Source organism: Stenotrophobium rhamnosiphilum, from assembly GCF_003052265.1.
Taxonomy (GTDB): Bacteria; Pseudomonadota; Gammaproteobacteria; order Nevskiales; family Nevskiaceae; genus Stenotrophobium; species Stenotrophobium rhamnosiphilum.
Genome location: NZ_QANS01000004.1, coordinates 105,060 through 123,374, shown reverse-complemented (window position 1 = coordinate 123,374; position 18,315 = coordinate 105,060). Strand labels below are relative to the sequence as shown.

Sequence of the window (18,315 nt, the reverse complement as noted above, 5' to 3'; positions counted from 1 at the left end):
TGTTCCTATTGAATCAAGTCTTGATGAGCCATTCGTGAGAAGGATCATTCTTGAAGTGCCACTGCCGTTTGGGACCAGCCATGACATTGAGGTAGTAGCCTTCGTATCCGTGCGGCATCACAACCGGGTGATAGCCGCGCGGCACCATGACGACGCCGTGATCTTCGACAGCCATCGATTCGTCGATCGATCTGTCGTCGGTGTACACACGTTGAAAAGCAAAACCCTGCGAAGGGTTCAGTCGGTGGTAATAAGTTTCTTCAAGCACGCTCTCGACCGGAATCGCGTCTTGATCGTGCTTATGCGGGGGATAGCTGGATGAATGACCGGCAGGCGTACGGACTTCAACCACCAACAGGCTATCCGCCACTTCGGTCGCCGGAAGAATGTCGCAGATGTAGCGCGTGTTACTGCCCTGCCCGCGTACGGATCGATTCATGTCCTCAGGTTTGATCAAACGTGGCGCGAGGTCTGATCGGCTTGCTGGCGCGCTCGCGATAGCAATCTCTGCATTGCAATGTGCCGTGACGGTGACTGCATGCCCCGCAGGCAAATAGACTGCGGCTGGAGAGACATCATCAAACACACTGTTGCGAGTACCAATCTCGCGCCAGGCCATCGAACCGATATCAATCGTCACATTGCCTTGAAGTACAACGAAGCATTGCTCGCGCTTGCTGGCGTCAAAACTAATGCTTTCACCTGCTTCTAGACGGAAAGCCGAGAAGCCCACATATTTCCAACGCGCAGACTCTGGCGTGACCTCGACGATCTTCTGACCAACAGAACTACCTTTGACCAAGAGACTCATCGTTGCGCCCTTATCAGTTGTAGAAGGCTGGCTGTGCAGGCAAGTTGATGGGCTCGACCGCGCCACTGACCTGCGCCTTGATACACACGTCGGCAGCAACTGCGGCTGCATAGCCAGACCATGCCGATGGGCCGCGCAGCTTGTCGCTGCGAACACCATCAATGAAGTCTTGGAGTTCGACGTCATAGGCGCCGATGAAGCGCTCCTTCCAATCGGTAAGGATTTCTTCGGAACGAGCGGCTTCACTACGCAGCAGAACCGCAGAAGGCTCAGGCAATTTGGCAATGCCGAGCTCGCCGACGATCTCGCACTGAATGTCGTAGCCGTATTGGCAATTGACGAAAATCTCGACGTCGATACGCGTGCCCTTTGCTGTTTCGAGCAGAACAATCTGCGGATCACGAAGATGCGGTAACGACTTTGGCGTCTTGCGCGGGAAGATCACCTGCGCCGACACATAGTCGTCATTCAACATCCAGCGCAACACATCCAGTTCATGGATCAGCGTGTCGGTGATCGCCATGTCGGTGTTGTAGTTTTTTCCCACGCGCGGGTTGCGATGCGCGCAATGCAGCATCAAGGGATCGCCGATCTTGCCGCTATCGAGCACTGCCTTCAGTGCGCGGTATCCGGAATCATATGGGCGCATGAATCCGACTTGCACCAGGCGCTTGCCATGCTTCATCTCAGCATCAACGATATGTCGGCATCCTTCGCCAGTCGTTGCTAGTGGTTTCTCGCAGAACACGTACTTGCCTGCGGTGATGGATGCCAGCACGAATTCTTCGTGCGATGGACCCCATGAGGTCACGAGCACAGCGTCAACTTCATCCGATTTAATCAATGCGTGCGGATCTGAAAATACCTTGGCATTTGGTGCGTAGCTCTTCACGGCGCTCGCGGCACTCTCTGCATTGATATCGTTGACGGCAGTCACGCGCGCACCCGAAAGCGTTTGCATGCAACGACGGATATGGTCCGCGCCGATTGCACCTGTGCCGATTACGCCGAGCTTTAATGTCATGGAACTTCTCAGATCTTGAATATTGTTGAAATTAATAAGAGCGCGCACGCTTTAGTTGCGCTTTCATGCGTTCGTGTGCAGCGGCGGTCTCGTCGCTTTTGGATGTCTCTGCCACACCAACACGCCACCATGAGCCGTAACCGTGGATCATGGTTTTTGGTAGCACTTTGATATCGATGAGCGTGGAGACTTTTTGCTTAGCCGCGTCATCAAGTGCAGCGACCAGTTCGTCCGCAGTTCGGACGCTATAAGTCTTGCAGCCGTATGCGGCAGCGCTCATCGCGTAGTTAATGGGAATGAACCCTCCGTCGAGGGCGCCATTCTTTTCATCACGGAAACGAAATTCGGTCCCGAAACTACCCATGCCATTGCCCAACTGCAGATTGTTGATGCAACCAAAACCCATATTGTCAAAAAGGATCACGTTGATCTTTTTACGTTCTTGTATCGACGTAACCAGTTCGGAATGCAGCATCTGGTACGAGCCGTCACCAACAAAGGCGTAGACCTCACGCGATGGCTCAGCCAGCTTCACGCCGAGCGCAGCGTTGACCTCGTAGCCCATACAGGAATAACCGTATTCGACGTGATAGGTATCCGTGCCCTTGCTGCGCCACGCGCGCTGCAAATCTCCCGGGAGACTACCGGCAGCAGCAACCACGACTGCGTTGTCGGCGAGACGTTCATTGAGAATTCCCAATACTCGACTCTGCGTCAGCTTTGATCCGGTCAGGCGAATAAACTCATCGAATGCTGCCTTATCAAGAGAGTCTTCAACTTCTGGCTTAAAGCCCTGCTCTGTGTATTCAACCGCGTACACGCGATCAATCTCATTGAACAAGCGGCTGCGGGCATCTGCGGGAACGGCACCCCATTGGCTCTTGAATTTGGCTTCAGCTAAAGCATCGCTCAAAGCATTCAGCGCGAGCTTCGCATCAGCAACAATCTGGATGCCATCAAGCTTCCCTGCATCAAAAGCGCTGGCGTTGATATTGATAAAACGAACGCCCGGATTCTGGAATAACCACTTCGATCCAGTCGTGAAATCGCTGTAGCGTGTTCCCACACCAATCACGATATCGGCTTCCTTCGAAATCTCATTCGCGGCAAGACTTCCGGTTTCGCCAATGCCGCCAAGGTTCAACGAGTGCGCCGAGACAATGGCGCTCTTGCCGGCCTGCGTTTCAACAAACGGAATTGCAAAGCGCTCAGCGAAGCTCTTCAACGCTTCCGCAGCGCCTGAATAACGAACGCCACCACCACAGATCAGCAACGGCTTTGATCCCGACAGAAGTGCTGCGACTGCTTCATCAAGGGCATCAGCTACAGGAATGCGTCGATCCAGTCGATGCACTCGCTTGGCAAAGAAATATTCTGGATAGTCGTAGCTCTCAGCTTGCACATCCTGTGGCAGACACAAGGTAACCGCACCGGTCTCTGCAGGATCAGTGAGCACGCGCATCGCGTTAATCGCGGCGCTCATGATTTGTTCAGGCCGCGTGATTCGATCCCAGTATTTGCTGACCGGACGGAACGCATCATTGGTGCTGATCGTTAAATCGTGCGACTGCTCAATCTGCTGAAGAACAGGATCAGGCTGACGTGATGCATAGACATCACCCGGCAAGAACAACACCGGGATGCGATTGGCTGTGGCAGTCGCCGCCGCGGTGATCATGTTCGCTGCACCCGGCCCAACCGATGAGGTACAGGCATAAATCTGGCGACGCAGTTTCTGCTTGGCGAAACCAATCGCGGCATGTGCCATGCCCTGCTCGCTGCGGCCCTGATGTACCAGCAACTCACCCGGATCCTGCTGCAATGCCTGCCCGAGGCCCAGCACATTGCCGTGACCAAAGATCGTGAACACGCCCTTGATGAATTTGGTTTGCACGCCATCCACAGAGACGTACTGCGCGTCCATGAACTTCACCAGCGCTTGAGCCATCGTGAGACGAATCGTTGACGTTGTCATTGCGAGAGCCTCAGCCTGCAGGTGCGTGGACTTGAGCAGCCTTCAGCATGCGCTGAATCGCATCGAATCCTTTCTTGGCGTAGGTAAAGCTGGGCGCGACCGCAGGGTCTTGCTCCGCCTCCACCACCAGCCATCCTTTGTAGCCATGTGCAACCAACACGTCGAGCATCGCAGGAAAATCCAGATCGCCGTCGCTGGGCACGGTAAACGTTCCATTGACGATGCAATCAGGAAAACTCCACTGCTCATTTCTGGCCAGTTTCACCACACCGTGTCGCACGTCCTTGAAGTGCACGTGGCACACGCGGTCAATGTGTTTCTTCAATACGACAAGCGGATCACCACCACCCATATAGCAGTGGCCGGAATCAAAGAGCAGACCGACATCATTTGTGGTCAAGGACATCAAACGATCAATGTCCTCCGGCGATTCAATATACGCGCCCATGTGATGGTGGTAGCCGAGCTTGACGCCCTGAGACGCTGTGTAAGCAGCCAGACGATTCAGTTTCTCTGCGTACTCCTGCCAAGCAGCATCCGAGCGAAATCGCGGTCGCTGCTTGAGCGGAACGCGCTGGCCTTGGATGGCGTTGGCGACTTCGCCATAGACGAGTCCACGTGCGCCGTTCTCAGACATCTTTCGCACATGCGATTCAATCGCTTTGATTTCGCCTTGTGCGGATCGCGTTGCGAGTTCGCCAGAATACCAACCAGAAACCAGTTCCAAGCCATGCTCTGCCAGTACGCGTCCAACACCGGCGGCATCCTGTGGAAACTTACCGTTGAGTTCGAAGCCCTGATAGCCAATCTTCGCGCCTTCACTTAGCGCCGTGCTCAGCGGCGTTTCGCCGCCTAGCGCAGGCAAATCGTCATTGCTCCATGAGATCGGATTGATGCCGATTTTTATCATGACATTTGCCCCTGAGCTGATGCAGAAGCCTTACGAGCAAGCTGCCATGCGCTGATCAGCGATTCGAAATTCGCTCTGACGCGAGAAATGAGTGTGGCGTTGTCAATCTTTCCGAAGAGCCAGTCTTGGCTCGGCGCCTGAAAGATGGTGCGGCCAACAGCAAAGCCTTTGCATAGCGAACTTTCGGCAGCTTCGATGAAACCTTTGGCCAGTTCATCAGACGGGGCATTGAGTCCAAGCACGACTACGCCACGGCAATAGGGATCGCGCTCTTGAATCAATGCATCAATTTGCGTCCACACTTCGCGTGGCTGCGATTCAATCTTCCACCAATCTGGATAGATGCCGAGGTTGTAGAGGCGCTTCATCGAGCGCAGCAATACATCGCCGTGAGTCGACGCGTGACCCTTGGGCGGAATGAACTCCATCAGAATTTCATGGCCGCTGATTTGAGCCGCTTCGTACAAGGCTTTGATCTGTGCTTCTTGTTCCAGACGCAGCAAAGGCTCATCGTCTGGGTGATATTGAACCAAGCACTTGATAACGTGTTCTTGAGGCCATTTGATTAGCGAGCTGCCAATTGATCTGCCAGCTTCGAATACCAGCGGACGCGAGTACTGCATCTCTACAGGTCGGCCAATCCACCAGCCCTGCCCGGTTGCTTCATTCAGTGCATCAAGACCATATCGCTCGTCGGCGAGAATACCGACGTTACCTTCGACACCTTGATCCAACAGCATCGTCCGTACCTGACGCACGGCTTCTACGAATAATAGTTTGAGTTCGGATATCCGCTCGACATCAGCACCCGCCTGTTGTGCGAACTCGAAGAACTGATGGCGATGATCAAAAGCAAAAACGAATAGTGGGCCCCACTGCTTGCGCTTGATGCTCACTCGGTGCAATCGATTGAGGCCGCTGTCCAGATCGGGTCGAACAATCGCCTTGTCGCTATTCAGAACGTAATTGAGCTCTGCTGGCGTCGGCATCGCTGGCGCACAAGCGTGGCGTGAAACCACGAGCGCTCCGCAGGCATTGCCCAACTCGCAGGATCTCGCATCAGAATCTCCGCGCAGCCAACCGCTCAAGAAGCCAGACATAAAGGCGTCACCTGCCCCCAGTACATTGAGCACCTGAACTTGGATGCCGCTGTGCTTGGGAACATCGGAGAGACGCGCTGGAATTTCGCCACGAAGTACAACGCAACCTTCAGCGCCGAGCTTTACGACGAGCGTTGCAGAAGTGAGCTTACGTACATTTGAAAGCGCCTGAATTAAATCTTCCGATCCGCCTGCAATCGCGAACTCTTCTTCAGTACCAACAATCAAATCAAAGTGCGGCAAAATCTTTTGGATGTGTCGCGTCACTTCATCGCTAGCGACAAAACGAGTTTCGCCATCAGCCTTACCGGTGAGGCCCCACAGTACTGGCCGATAATCAATATCCAAGATGCGTTGCACGCTGTGCTTGGCTGCATATTCAAGCGCACGCATGCTCGCGCCGAAAACACCTTCCGTAGAAAAGTGCGTTCCTGTGATTAGCAGTGCGCGGCTCGATGCAATGTAGTTCTCGTCGATGTCTTCAGCGCAGAGCGCCATATCCGCGCAGTTCTCGCGATAGAACACCAAGGGAAAGGTTTTGGAGTCTTTGATTCCAAGCAACACCATGCCAGTAAGGCGTTGCTTGTCGACCTTGATGCCGCGAATGTCGCAACCTTCTTTGGTCAGCGTTTCAGTCAGGAAGCGCCCCATGTGATCGTCACCGACGCGGCTCAACATGGCGGACTTGAGCCCCAACCGTGCAGTGCCAAACGCGATGTTGGCAGACGAACCTCCAAGATACTTGGAGAAGCTGCTGACATCTTCCAGACGTGCGCCGACCTGCTGCGCATATAAGTCGACTGCAAGCCGTCCCAGACAAATCAAGTCCAGTGGGCGTGCAGCCATCGCTTGTGTATCAGTCATTACTTGCCGACCAGAGTAACTTCAAACGAATACAAGTCGGGCCTGTAAGCGTGCTGACCGAATTCAACGACGTGTCCTTTGTTGTCAAAAGCAACACGCTCCATCGTCAGCACAGCAGATTTTCGATCAATACCGAGCTTCTTCGATTCTTCCAGCGTTGCTGTACGTGCGCCGATGCGCTGCTTTGCAATGCGGATATCAACGCCGCGCGAGCTAAGGACTTGGTACAAACCAAATTGCTCTAGATCAGCACGTTTGATGTCGATGAACTCGCTTGGCAGGTAGTTATCCAGAACTGCCAAGGGAACACCGCCAGCCAAACGCAGTCGGCGAATATGTAAGACCGGTGAACCGACCGGCACGCCAAGTGAAGTTGCAACGAGCTCGTCTGCAGTAGTTTGTGCGTGCGCGAGAACTTTGGTTGACGGCGCACGCTTGGCTGAACTGAGATCTTCGTAAAGCGAAGTCAGTTCAAGCTTGCGGGTAACGCCACCACGGACCACTTGCGTGCCAATACCGCGGCGGCGCACGAGGATTCCCTTGTCGACGAGATCCTGAATCGCTCTGCGGATCGTCGGTCGCGATAAACCCAATCGCTCGCCAAGCGCGATTTCGTTATCAATTCGAGCACCCGCCGGAACGCTGCCGTCGGCGATGGCCGCTTCGATGCGACTAGCAACCTGGTGGTAAAGCGGAATCGGGCCTGAGCGATCGATATTGAGAAAAAGTGATCGCGGAAGTGGATATTCGGCTTCCAATTTAATCTCCTTCACATTTTTGTTTTTTTCTAATTTGTTCATAGCGCTTTCGAGTTTGCGCTGCGTGCATTGATTGCCAGCAGTTCCGCTATCTCGCTCCAAAGTGGCTGTGGCAATTCGTGCCCCATGCCGGGAAATATTTTCAACTTCGATCCTGCAATTAACTTGTGTATCTCGACCGTTGCGTCCGAGTTGATCAGTTGATCATCCTTGCCCGCAATCAATGTTGTCGGAACCTTGATCTCAGGCAAGGCTTGATTACGATCTGGTGCATTCAGCAACGCTTCCAACTGGCGCTGAGTTCCTTCTGGGTCCCAACCACGATCCCAAATCTCGCCCGCGACTTCGGCCAACCAAGCGATATCCTGAGGATAGCCTGAAGATGCGCAGCCCCCTTCACTCTCTACGTAATAAGGCACGTATTCTTCGCGTGTCTGCGGAATAGGTCTGGCCATCCTCTCTTCGATGACATCGCGGCTGAGATAGTGGCTTCCATTGGCAGCGGTATAAAGCAGGCCCAACGAGCGCACGCGATCCGGATGTTGCTGCACCAGCAGCTGGGCGATCATGCCGCCCATCGACTGGCCCACGATATGTGCTGACGCGATACCCATCGCATCGAGAAAAGCTGCGGTGTCATCAGCAAGATCGCTGAGTGCATATCCGCCCTGCGGATATCGCTGCGATTGCCCGACGTCACGATTGTCAAAACGAATCACATAAAAACCTTGATCAGCGAGCTGCTGACAAAAGCCCGGGCGCCATCCCACCATCTGCGCACTGAAACCCTGAATTAAAATCATCGGCGGCTGAGATACATCGCCGAATGCGTCCCAAGCGATGCGCGCGCCAGATGCTGTAGTCACGATACCCATGCTTAACGAACCTTCTTAATCAAGAAAACAACGACGCCTGCAACCAGCGCACAAAACGCGCCAAACAGGTACAGCGCAGGATAGCCACCAGCGTAGGTGATCAAGCCACCGGCAACGACAGAAGACATGATCTGTGGAAGACCCGTCGCAACAGTCAGAATGCCAAGGTCACGCCCTTCATGCTCCTTATGCGGCAGCACTAGCGACATCACTGCAAGATCAACCGCGAAATAAGTGCCGATGAACGCACCTGACAAGATCGAATAGATCACCATGCCATTCCATGTTGGCATGATCACTGGCACGACCATGGTGGCGGCGAGGCCCACTGCCGAGATGCCAACGAATAATTTACGGCGATCCAATTTGTCTGCGAGCCAACCGCAGAAAGTTGCAATGACGACCCAAACGCCGACGGTGATTGTTACCAGTGTGCTGACGGCGACAGGTACATTGCCATCCGGAATCTGCTTGATGCCGATGTAATCGCTCAGCGTATAAAAAAGGTAGCCGCTGACCGTAAAGTAAGCCATGAACAACATGAAGCGGCTGATGAAGGCGTGAGTAAAATCAGGCTCCCGAAAAGCCTCAAAGAAACCAGCGATGCCAGCGCCCTTTTCTCTAGGCGTTTCAACAATTTTTACTGGCGTCAGCGACGATGCTTCTGGCGCACCGAATACCAGCATGACGCAGGTCACAATTAATCCCAGCGCAAGAAAGGTATAGCCCCACGCTGGGCCAACGTGACTGGCAACATTAACGCCGATCATCGCGCCAATTGGCGGGCCAAGGCCGAGAATTGCAGAGGCGACACCGCGACGATCTTCAGGCACGCGGTCCGGCAGAATCGCAACCAGCGCACCTTGATACATATTCGCCGCCAGCCACAGCAGCGTATAGATGATGCCGAACATCACCAGATTGTTACTCGCGCCCATCGCGATCATCAGCGCAGCAGAAATAATCGTCAGCCCCAAAATCCAAGGCGTGCGTTTACCGAAGCGTGAGCGTGTGCGATCAGACAGAGCGCCGCCCATAGGAATGCCAATCATCGAGCCGATGGCTGCGAACGCGGTCAAGATCGCGAGACTCGCAACCTTGCTGCTGGGGTCCATCGCTTCAACTTGCCCCGGAACAAAAACCTGCTGAATGCCATTAAAACCAGCCATTAACGCAGCGGTGGGCAGCAACAAAAAACCCAGCAGGCGCGCGAGGCTCACCGGACGGGACACGCCGGCGGTCTGATTACTCTCATCAGTTCGAATCATCTTCACTCCCTCGCAAACCTCAACCATCTATGTGGAAGTCGGTCACTGGACTTTGTCAGGACATATGGTTATGTTAGGACATACTGACAATGTATTAGGACGAATGCAACTGTTCAATAGAAACGGTACTTCGACTTAACTTATTTACTAAAAAATGAAGTTGTACGAGGAGCGTTGAGATGATGATTAAAGGCCCCTGCCCCAAAGGATTGTTTGCAGCGGTAAGTCTGGTTGCAGCATTAAATTGCACTGCAACTTTTGCGCAGGAAGCGGCAACAACACCTGCTCCCGCAACGAATGACGGGTCAATTTCAGAGCTCGATGAACTGCTCGTGTCACCCAGCACAGAGTCGCCTGCCGCTAGTGATGCACAGCCACAGGCGCAAACTTCGGCTCCTGCTGAATCGACACCTGATCCCACACTTGGGTCAGCACCTGAGTCAGCACCTGCTGAAGCATCAACAGCTACAGAACTCGAAACGATTCCTTTAGCTAAGAAACGTCCGAACGATCCAGAGCCGATAAAAGCTGCACGCACGAGCCCACAGCTGGAAGAGATCGTTGTCACCGCAACCAAGCGCGAAGAATCACTGCGCGATATTCCGCAGAGCATTACGGCGCTGAGTGGCGGCGAGCTTGAGAAAAGTGGCGCGCAAGGCATCGATGACGTCGTCAAAAAAGTACCCGGCGTCAACATCGCTTCTGAAAACGGCTATACGCGTATCACCGTTCGCGGTATCGCTTCAGTAAACAGCACGAGCTCCACCACCGGCATCCTGTTCGGCAACGTCTCGTTTGCCGATCAATATGTCCCAGTGGTTGCCCTGGATCAGCAGCTCTTCGACCTCCGCAGCATTGAAGTTCTGAAGGGTCCACAAGGAACATTGTTCGGCGCCTCTGCACTCAATGGCGCGATTCGTTATGTGCCAGAGCCAGCGGCCCTCGGCGTATTCTCGACAAAATATTTTGCGCAATACGTTAGTGTTTCACAGGGTGGCGCTGAGCCCATCTTCGGCGCCGCAGTAAATGTTCCGGTAGGCGAAACAGCTGCGATTCGATTGACTGCATTTGATCGAAAATCGCCTGGATACATCGACAACTTGCAGCTCAACATCAAGGATGCAAATCGCCTGAAGCAGCGCGGTGCGCGCGTCATGGCGAACTGGCAGCCCAATGAAGATTGGAGCGTCGCTTTGACTGGCGCCATGCAGAACACATCCATCTATGACATCGCCCTCACCGATGGCGTCAACGGCAATCTATCTAGTAACAATCGCCCGCGCCGTAGTCCGCAAGACGATAACTACAAGATGGCAGGATTGACGGTCTCTCATACGATAGACTGGGCGCAGCTCGTTTCAGAGTCAGCTTTTGTGCATAAAGACTCCGTACATTTCTACGAGAACTCACGCAACGCTATTCCGAATACCTCTGTAGCGCTTCTAGGTATCGGCGGTGGTGGCGTCTCCAATACGTATAGTCAGGAACTACGCCTTGTGTCACCGACTGATAGTGACAGCGCGTGGCGCTGGATTGGTGGCGTCTTTGGCTCGCGCCAGCACTTGAATACGATTGTTGATCTTCAGGCCGGAAACGCCTTGATCCCACCCGAGCTCAATAATCAGTTGATCCAAACACTGCTAAACGCCCTAGGCGCTAGCGGAATAATCAACGCCGATGGAAACGTCAGTCTTCTGGGCCTAGCCCCTGATGTCACCGTTCAAGAACTCGCACTCTTCGGAGAAGTCACTCGCAAGCTGGGAGAATCTTGGGAGCTCACGTTGGGAGGACGCCTCTACCGAACGCGTTCATTCGGCACCAGCACACAGACTGGCTTGATTTTCACCGCATTGAACATGAGCCCCAAGTCTTACAAGACAGGTGGCGTGCAGGAACAAGCTTTCAACCCCAAGGCCTCACTGACGTGGCACATAAGCGACGACACAATGTCCTACGCAACGGTCTCGAAAGGCTATCGCGTGGGAGGTCTACAGCCCGGCATCACTTTGCCGATTTCCGCTACGCAAGCGCCTGCCGCATTTAAATCCGACATCATCTGGAGTTACGAAGCAGGTGTCCGTGCAGAGTGGCTGGACAACACACTGAGCACCGATCTAACGGCCTTCTACATCGACTGGCAGGATCCGCAAGTCTTCCAAGCCGACAGCACTACGAGCCTGCAATACCTCGACAACGTCGGCGCAGTGAAAAGCACGGGCCTCGATTTTTCACTTCGGTGGATTACGCCATTTGAAGTCATGCTGACTTCAAGTGTTGCCTATGCGAAAACAGTGACAACAGAACCATTCCAGACAGGCTCCGGAAATGTTGCTGCGCCCGGCTCCCCTTGGCCCTACGCACCAAAATGGCAAACCGCAACATCGATTTCGTATCCACTGAGCTTGGACGAATGGACGATCACGACATCGGTGACGCACACCTATATGGGCACGGCGGCCAACGATCTCAACAATCAGAAACCGATCTTCAATTATCAACTGCTGGACGCACAGATCGGAATTCTCTCGACGGCCCACACATGGATTCCAGAATTTAATCTGACGGTTAACAACCTGCTCGACAAACGTGGACTCACGACACGCATCCCACAGGGAAGCAGCACCGACGGTGGTTACACGCAGCCACGCACTGTGATTCTTCGCCTTAGCGGTTCGTTCTGATATCACGAGAGAAACTTATGCTAACCAGCACACAAGATCATATGAGCACGGCAGCTCAACTCAACTCTTTTGTCGTTTCTACACCGCAGAAGTCGCTGACCGCACAGGCCACCAAAAATCCAACCATATTTCCGCTATGCGTGAAATCTTTAACTCCTCGCGAAACAGAAATTCTCGAACTACAAGGAACCGGGCTATCGATTAAAGGCGTCGCCCGCAAATTAGCCATCTCGCCCGGAACCGTGAAATGGCATGTTCGAAACATGTATTGGAAGCTGGATGCCACTTCCCGTGAAGAAGCACTGGCCAAGGCCAGAGAGCACCGCATCATTAGCTAGTCCATCGCTCCATCCGGAGGACTACGTTCACTGCGCGACATAGTGTGTTGCGCACAGCGGTGATTCTCTAGAAGTGAGTTGCTCCCTAAGCTTTGTCTCGCCAGCCGGATTGTTTCCGGGGCACCAATCGCCACGGAGAATTCACCATGAAACTGTACGTCCACCCGCTGTCCGGCCACTCTCACCGCGCCGTGTTGTTCTTCTCGCTGATCGGCCAGCCGGTCGAGCTGGTCGAAGTCGACCTTTCCAAAGGGACCCACAAGGCGCCTGAGTTTCTGAAGCTGAATCGCTTTGGTCAGGTCCCAGTGCTGATCGATGGGGAAACGGCGATTGCTGACTCCATCGCAATTCTGGTTTACGCCGCGAAGAAGTTTGGCAAGACTGACTGGCTGCCAGAATCTCCGGCCGAAGCTGCCGCTGTGCAGCGCTGGCTATCCGTCGCCACCGGCCAGATTGCTTATGGCCCTGCCGCTGCCCGCCTCATTACTGTATTCGGCGCGAAATTCAACGCTGAAGAAGTGATCGCCCGCGCCCACGCCGTGCTCAAAGTGATTAACGAAGAACTTGCCGATCGCCACTGGATCGCCAGTTCCAAGCCAACCATTGCTGATGTTGCGCTTTACAGCTACATCGCCAGCGCTAATGAAGGAAACGTCGATATCTCGGAATATGCCAACGTCCGCGCATGGCTGAGTCGTGTCGAGAAGCTGCCAGGTTTTGTGCCGTTCAAGAAAACGGCAGTTGGCCTCGGCGCTTAAGCACATTGAACAGCTTCCGTTAACGATTGGGGATGCATTGCATCCCCAAAGTTAAATCTCGGAGACGCACATGGAATCAATCAACTCGACACCACCATCACCTTGGCACGAAGGTGAAAAAGCGATCCAACGCAGCGTTGGTGTCAGCGAACGGATGGACAGTATCGGCAAGCGCGTGATCCGCGATCACTTGATCGAACAGCATCGCGAGTTCTATCCGCTATTACCTTTCGTCGTTCTGGGCGCTGTCGATCCAGAAGGCCGACCTTGGGCAACGTTGCGCGCTGGCAAACCCGGTTTTCTGCACGCAGCTGATATGAAGACGCTGCGTGTTGCCGTCACTCGCGATTTCAGCGATCCCGCAGAGCGCGGCATGGAAGAAGGCGATGGCATTGGCTTGCTCGGCATTGATCCAACTAATCGCCGTCGCAATCGTCTCAATGGCGCAATCCACCGCAGCGCCAACGATGGCTTCGACATCGCTGTGATGCAGAGCTACGGCAACTGCCCGCAATACATCCAACTGCGCGCACCCGCGTTCACTCGCGATCCGTCAGTGCCAAGTAAGTCGCCAAACACAACAATGACGACGCTCGACGCTCGTGGTCGCGCAATCATCGAGCAGGCCGACACCTTCTTCGTCGCCTCGTATGTCGATCATGAAGTCAGTGGCCGACAGGTTGATGTCTCGCATCGCGGTGGTAAGTCAGGCTTTGTCCGCGTCGGCGATGACGGTGTTCTTACGATTCCCGATTTCCCGGGCAATCTGTTCTTCAACACGCTCGGTAATTTTCAGCTGAATCCGAAAGCCGGTCTGGTGTTTATTGATTTTGCGAGCGGCGACCTTTTACAACTCACGGGCACCGTTGAGATCTTGCTCGACTCACCGGAGATCGCGACGTTTCAAGGTGCCGAGCGTCTCTGGCGTTTCACGCCTCAACAAATCATTCACCGGCCCGCAGGCTTGCCGCTGCGTCTTGAGTTTCAGCCTGACGGCTGGTCGCCTAACTCATTAATGACGGGCAGCTGGGAAGATTCCGATCGCCATAGCAAAGCACTTGCATTGGCCAAGGCTTGGCGTCCCTTGCGCGTGAGCAAACTCGTAGACGAAAGCAGCCTTGTTCGCTCCATCACATTGGAGCCCGTCGACAATCTCGGATTGATTCCACAGCAGCCAGGCCAGCATCTACCGATCCGGCTCACCCTGCCCGGCATGAGCGCGCCTGTATTACGCACCTACACTTTGTCGAGCGCGCCATCTGACGATGCGTATCGCTTGAGCGTGAAGAAAGAAGGCGTCGCTTCAAACTATCTGCATAGCCTTGCTGTTGGTGATCTCATCGAAGCTCGCGCGCCTGCTGGCAACTTTACGATCAACGCCGCAGATCGCAGGCCCGTGGTGTTGCTTGCGGCCGGTATCGGCGTGACGCCAATGATTGCGATGCTGCGCTATCTCATTTACGAAGGTTTTCGCCTGCGCCGCACACGACCGACTTGGTTGTTCTATTCCGCTAAGACCAAAGCCGAGCGCGCTTTCGACACCGAGATTGAAGCACTCGTCGCTGAAGCAAAAGACGCAGTGCAAGTTGTGCGTTTGCTATCGAATACTGATGGCGCGATTGAGCACGAGGATTACGACATCGTCGGCCGCTTTGATGTGCAGATGCTGCGCGAGATATTGCCCTTCGATGATTATGATTTCTTCATCTGCGGTCCAACAGGTTTCATGCAGGCGAGCTACGACGGTTTGCGCCAACTGAATATTGACGACGAGCGTATTCATGCTGAAGCGTTTGGTCCTGCTTCACTTACGCGTACAACGCGCTCTACTGCTGCCCCCATTCCCGGCCCACCGCCATCGACCGAGCCAGTGGCCGTCGCATTCCTTAGCTCCGGCAAAGAAGCACGCTGGACACCCGACACCGGCTCTCTGTTAGAACTCGCTGAAGCTCGCGGCGTAGACGCACCATTCTCTTGCCGCGGCGGCAGTTGCGGCAGTTGTGCGACACGAATTGTTGAAGGTGCAGTCGCCTACACTCAATTACCGAGCTTCAAGGTTTCTGCAGATCAAGCCTTGATCTGTTGCTCTGTCCCAGCAGCTGCTGCAAACAGCGCAGCGCTGCGCTTACATTTAGATCTTTGAATCACGTTTATTAATTTGCACCGGAGAACGCACCATGTCTCGCCCACCCCTCCCTCCATTCACAGAAGCCACTGCAATCCAGAAAGTGCGTCTTGCCGAAGACGGCTGGAATACTCGCGACCCAGACAAGGTATCGCTCGCGTATACCGTTGATAGCCGCTGGCGAAATCGCGCCGAATTCGTCACGGGTCGTGAAGCCATTGCTGGCTTGCTCACACGCAAGTGGACGCGCGAGTTGGACTATCGATTGGTAAAAGAGCTTTGGGCCTTCAGCGATAACCGCATTGCCGTGCGTTTTGCTTACGAGTTTCATGACGACAGTGGCCAGTGGTTTCGCGCCTACGGCAATGAGAACTGGCAGTTTGATGACGATGGTCTGATGCGCTATCGCCACGCGAGTATTAATGAACATCCGATAGCCGAGGCTGATCGCAAACTCCGCTGGCCTTTAGGGCGTCGGCCTGACGACGCGCCCAGCTTGAGCGAGCTCGGCTTCTAGTGAGCACGCAGTACCAGCAGAGCGCCTTGAGTCCTCGACTCGCAGCACAACTGGCACTTGGTTTGAGTGCCCGTTGTAAATGCCCGCACCTTCAAGGTTCACTCACTGCTGAAGCACGAGCACTTGGGTTAACGACAGGCGAGATCGAGGCTTCGCGACAAGGCCGTAGTTTTGATGTGCGGGATGCGACTGCATTGAGCTTGGCCCTAGCGCTGCAAAAGAGTGCAGCCGATATAAAGCTTCACCGCGCCAAAGCCGAACAATTTGGCATGTCAGCAGACTTGATAGCGGCTATCGAGCAATTCAGCCATGACTTTGCGCCCCGCCTCGAAATTCCTGAAGTGATCGCTTAATCTGCAGCTGTCTGCAAGTTTTTTGTAGTCAGTTCGGGAGTCTCATGGATCGTTGGCATGCGATGAAGGTTTTTCTACGGGTTGCCGATGGTGGCGGCTTCGCCGAAGCCGCACGACAATTGAATATGAGTGCACCTGCTGTCACTCGCGCGATTGCTGCGCTTGAAGAAACGATTGGCGCACGACTGTTTATCCGCACCACGCGCGCGGTGAAACTCACCGACGCTGGAAGCCGCTACCTGTTGGACTGCCGCCGCATCCTCGCTGATATCGAAGAAGCTGAGGCCGCTGCTGCCGGTGCTTTTGCTCGCCCCAGTGGCACACTCACCGTCACCGCCCCGGTGTTATTCGGTCAGATGTATGTGATGCCGCTGCTCACTGAATACTTGAAGAACAATCCCGCAGTAACTGGCCGCGCCTTGTTCTTTGATCGCATCACCAACATTGTCGATGAAGGCATCGACGCTGCGATTCGCATCGGACATCTTCCAGACTCCGGCCTCAGTGCGATTGGCGTCGGCTCTGTACGTCGTGTGATCTGTGGATCGCATGATTATTTTGCCAAACACGGCGTGCCGAGCCATCCAGCGGATCTCGCAAATCATTCATTGGTCGCCGTTACCAGTGCGTGGAATTCGTTGGAGTGGCGCTTCGGTCGCGAATCAGACATCGCCGTCAGCGTGAACCCGCAACTATTCTGCAATACCAACGAAGCAGCGATCTCTACTGCACTTGATGGTTGGGGACTGACGCGTGTGCTCTCGTATCAAGTTGCGCCGCTGCTTGCTGCGGGGCGATTGCAAACTGTGCTGTCAGACTTTGAAGAAAGTCCATTGCCAGTCCACGTCGTACATTCCGAAGGCCGCAATGCTGCGGCCAAGGTACGCTCATTCGTTGATTTTGCAGTGGCTAAACTGCGCGCTAATCCACTGATCAACTAAGTAACGAGTGCTCACTTACGCTTTGAGCTCCGCTTCGGCTTTATTGTCGCAGCTTGCCAAACCTGCGCCTGCTCAATCAGAAAATCGATGAAGACACGCACGCGCGATGGTAGATGTCGTCCATGTGGGTACAGCAAACTAAATGGACGTGATGAACCGCTGAAGGGATTCAATACTTCAACAAGACTTCCATCCGCCAAGTCTTTTTCGACGCCGAAGCGGTAGGTCTGAAATAAGCCGGCACCATTCTTCGCAAGTGTCACTCCTCCAAGTACATCTTCTGAGCAGGAGTAATTGCCTACCGTAGAAATCTCACGGTCCTTGCCACCGTCCTTGAATATCCACGGAATCTGTCTGCCACTACTTGGCAGATCAAACTGGATGCACTCATGTTTGGCCAGATCATCCAGCGTGCGCGGAATGCCGGCACGTTTTAGATACTGCGGAGCAGCAACGACAACGAGCGCTGCATCTTCTAATAGCCGCGTGATCATCGATGAATCCGGCTGCGCTCTCACACGAACCGCCAGATCAAAATCTTCTTCCCGAAAACCAATATTGCGATTGCTGATGTGAACTTCGACTTTGATCAGCGGATAACTCGCACGAAAAGCTGGGAGTATCGGTAGCAGTCGGTGATGTCCATACGTTGTAGGCACACTGATACGCAACGTGCCTGAAGGCTGAACCTGCTCGCCGGTCACCTTGCGTTCGGCATCGACCAATTGCGTTAACGCCTGACGACATTGTTCGAAATAGGCTTTGCCGCCTTCGGTCAGGCGAATGCTTCGGGTTGATCTCACGAACAGTCGCACCCCCAGCCGCTTCTCCAATCGGGAAATAGAACGACTGACTGCCGCCGGGGTAACGCCTGATGTCAGCGCCGCGGCGGTGAAGCTGCCGGACTCGGCTGCCAGACAGAACAGCTCAATGCTGCCCAGAAGAATGTCGTCGAAGTGCCTTTTCATCGCGAATCCATTTGTTACATGAAGTATCAAGATAAGTGTATCAACCCCC

General features: G+C 54.2%; 16 protein-coding genes. 7 read left to right on the top strand and 9 right to left on the bottom strand.

From position 1 onward, the window contains the following. Positions 1 to 13: 13 nt before the first annotated feature. From iolB to CJD38_RS11340, 8 genes are read right to left on the bottom strand one after another with little or no spacing between them, the layout of a single operon-like run. On the bottom strand, positions 14 to 811 hold the full coding sequence (gene iolB / locus CJD38_RS11375) for a 5-deoxy-glucuronate isomerase (RefSeq protein ID WP_107940484.1): 798 nt from the start codon (positions 809 to 811) through the stop codon (positions 14 to 16). A 13-nt stretch (positions 812 to 824) separates the two neighbouring features. Then, positions 825 to 1,835, bottom strand: a complete 1,011-nt coding sequence (iolG, locus tag CJD38_RS11370; RefSeq protein ID WP_107940483.1) for a bifunctional inositol 2-dehydrogenase/D-chiro-inositol 1-dehydrogenase — start codon at positions 1,833 to 1,835, stop codon at positions 825 to 827. Between the two features lie 31 nt (positions 1,836 to 1,866). Beyond that, a complete protein-coding gene (gene iolD, locus CJD38_RS11365; RefSeq protein WP_107940482.1) occupies positions 1,867 to 3,810 on the bottom strand; it encodes a 3D-(3,5/4)-trihydroxycyclohexane-1,2-dione acylhydrolase (decyclizing) in 1,944 nt (647 codons plus the stop codon). Between the two features lie 10 nt (positions 3,811 to 3,820). Continuing rightward, on the bottom strand, positions 3,821 to 4,720 hold the full coding sequence (gene iolE, locus CJD38_RS11360) for a myo-inosose-2 dehydratase (protein ID WP_107940481.1): 900 nt from the start codon (positions 4,718 to 4,720) through the stop codon (positions 3,821 to 3,823). Further along, entirely contained in the window at positions 4,717 to 6,684 is a 1,968-nt protein-coding gene (locus tag CJD38_RS11355) for a bifunctional 5-dehydro-2-deoxygluconokinase/5-dehydro-2-deoxyphosphogluconate aldolase (protein WP_107940480.1), read from the bottom strand. Before CJD38_RS11355 ends, iolE begins: the two co-directional genes overlap by 4 nt. After that, complete coding sequence (locus CJD38_RS11350; RefSeq protein WP_206362968.1) at positions 6,684 to 7,442, bottom strand: GntR family transcriptional regulator; 759 nt, start codon at positions 7,440 to 7,442, stop codon at positions 6,684 to 6,686. Before CJD38_RS11350 ends, CJD38_RS11355 begins: the two co-directional genes overlap by 1 nt. Positions 7,443 to 7,480: 38 nt before the next feature. After that, positions 7,481 to 8,317, bottom strand: a complete 837-nt coding sequence (locus CJD38_RS11345) for an alpha/beta fold hydrolase (protein WP_107940478.1) — start codon at positions 8,315 to 8,317, stop codon at positions 7,481 to 7,483. A 2-nt stretch (positions 8,318 to 8,319) separates the two neighbouring features. Further along, a complete protein-coding gene (locus tag CJD38_RS11340; RefSeq protein ID WP_107940477.1) occupies positions 8,320 to 9,585 on the bottom strand; it encodes an MFS transporter in 1,266 nt (421 codons plus the stop codon). Positions 9,586 to 9,764: 179 nt separating this feature from the next. On the opposite strand from CJD38_RS11340, the gene CJD38_RS11335 reads away from it, so the two are divergent. The 7 genes from CJD38_RS11335 (at position 9,765) to CJD38_RS11305 (ending at position 17,298) form a co-directional block, all read left to right on the top strand. Next, positions 9,765 to 12,266, top strand: a complete 2,502-nt coding sequence (locus CJD38_RS11335) for a TonB-dependent receptor (protein ID WP_107940476.1) — start codon at positions 9,765 to 9,767, stop codon at positions 12,264 to 12,266. 17 nt (positions 12,267 to 12,283) lie between these two features. Continuing rightward, complete coding sequence (locus CJD38_RS11330) at positions 12,284 to 12,604, top strand: response regulator transcription factor (protein WP_107940475.1); 321 nt, start codon at positions 12,284 to 12,286, stop codon at positions 12,602 to 12,604. Positions 12,605 to 12,750: 146 nt separating this feature from the next. Further along, positions 12,751 to 13,362, top strand: a complete 612-nt coding sequence (locus CJD38_RS11325; protein WP_107940474.1) for a glutathione S-transferase family protein — start codon at positions 12,751 to 12,753, stop codon at positions 13,360 to 13,362. A 70-nt stretch (positions 13,363 to 13,432) separates the two neighbouring features. Beyond that, on the top strand, positions 13,433 to 15,505 hold the full coding sequence (locus CJD38_RS11320) for a 2Fe-2S iron-sulfur cluster-binding protein (protein ID WP_107940473.1): 2,073 nt from the start codon (positions 13,433 to 13,435) through the stop codon (positions 15,503 to 15,505). A 34-nt stretch (positions 15,506 to 15,539) separates the two neighbouring features. Continuing rightward, the gene (locus CJD38_RS11315) at positions 15,540 to 16,004 is read left to right on the top strand and encodes a nuclear transport factor 2 family protein (protein ID WP_107940472.1); all 465 of its coding nucleotides are present in this window, start codon (positions 15,540 to 15,542) and stop codon (positions 16,002 to 16,004) included. Further along, a complete protein-coding gene (locus CJD38_RS11310) occupies positions 16,004 to 16,357 on the top strand; it encodes a hypothetical protein (protein WP_107940471.1) in 354 nt (117 codons plus the stop codon). Before CJD38_RS11315 ends, CJD38_RS11310 begins: the two co-directional genes overlap by 1 nt. Before the next feature lie 44 nt (positions 16,358 to 16,401). Next, positions 16,402 to 17,298 (top strand): LysR family transcriptional regulator, encoded by an 897-nt coding sequence (locus tag CJD38_RS11305; RefSeq protein WP_107940470.1) that lies wholly within the window; start codon positions 16,402 to 16,404, stop codon positions 17,296 to 17,298. 11 nt (positions 17,299 to 17,309) lie between these two features. On the opposite strand, the gene CJD38_RS11300 is transcribed toward CJD38_RS11305, so the two are convergent. Then, entirely contained in the window at positions 17,310 to 18,266 is a 957-nt protein-coding gene (locus tag CJD38_RS11300; protein ID WP_107940469.1) for a LysR family transcriptional regulator, read from the bottom strand. Positions 18,267 to 18,315: the final 49 nt, after the last annotated feature.

Bases quoted from the DNA above. Each gene is read 5' to 3' on its own strand.
- CJD38_RS11340 (WP_107940477.1), bottom strand. From the start codon at position 9,585: ATGATTCGAACTGATGAGAGTAATCAGACCGCCGGCGTGTCCCGTCCG.
- CJD38_RS11335 (WP_107940476.1), top strand. From the start codon at position 9,765: ATGATGATTAAAGGCCCCTGCCCCAAAGGATTGTTTGCAGCGGTAAGT.
- CJD38_RS11355 (WP_107940480.1), bottom strand. From the start codon at position 6,684: ATGACTGATACACAAGCGATGGCTGCACGCCCACTGGACTTGATTTGT.
- CJD38_RS11330 (WP_107940475.1), top strand. From the start codon at position 12,284: ATGCTAACCAGCACACAAGATCATATGAGCACGGCAGCTCAACTCAAC.
- CJD38_RS11305 (WP_107940470.1), top strand. From the start codon at position 16,402: ATGGATCGTTGGCATGCGATGAAGGTTTTTCTACGGGTTGCCGATGGT.
- CJD38_RS11315 (WP_107940472.1), top strand. From the start codon at position 15,540: ATGTCTCGCCCACCCCTCCCTCCATTCACAGAAGCCACTGCAATCCAG.
- CJD38_RS11345 (WP_107940478.1), bottom strand. From the start codon at position 8,317: ATGGGTATCGTGACTACAGCATCTGGCGCGCGCATCGCTTGGGACGCA.
- iolB (WP_107940484.1), bottom strand. From the start codon at position 811: ATGAGTCTCTTGGTCAAAGGTAGTTCTGTTGGTCAGAAGATCGTCGAG.
- iolE (WP_107940481.1), bottom strand. From the start codon at position 4,720: ATGATAAAAATCGGCATCAATCCGATCTCATGGAGCAATGACGATTTG.
- iolD (WP_107940482.1), bottom strand. From the start codon at position 3,810: ATGACAACGTCAACGATTCGTCTCACGATGGCTCAAGCGCTGGTGAAG.
- CJD38_RS11300 (WP_107940469.1), bottom strand. From the start codon at position 18,266: ATGAAAAGGCACTTCGACGACATTCTTCTGGGCAGCATTGAGCTGTTC.
- iolG (WP_107940483.1), bottom strand. From the start codon at position 1,835: ATGACATTAAAGCTCGGCGTAATCGGCACAGGTGCAATCGGCGCGGAC.
- CJD38_RS11320 (WP_107940473.1), top strand. From the start codon at position 13,433: ATGGAATCAATCAACTCGACACCACCATCACCTTGGCACGAAGGTGAA.
- CJD38_RS11325 (WP_107940474.1), top strand. From the start codon at position 12,751: ATGAAACTGTACGTCCACCCGCTGTCCGGCCACTCTCACCGCGCCGTG.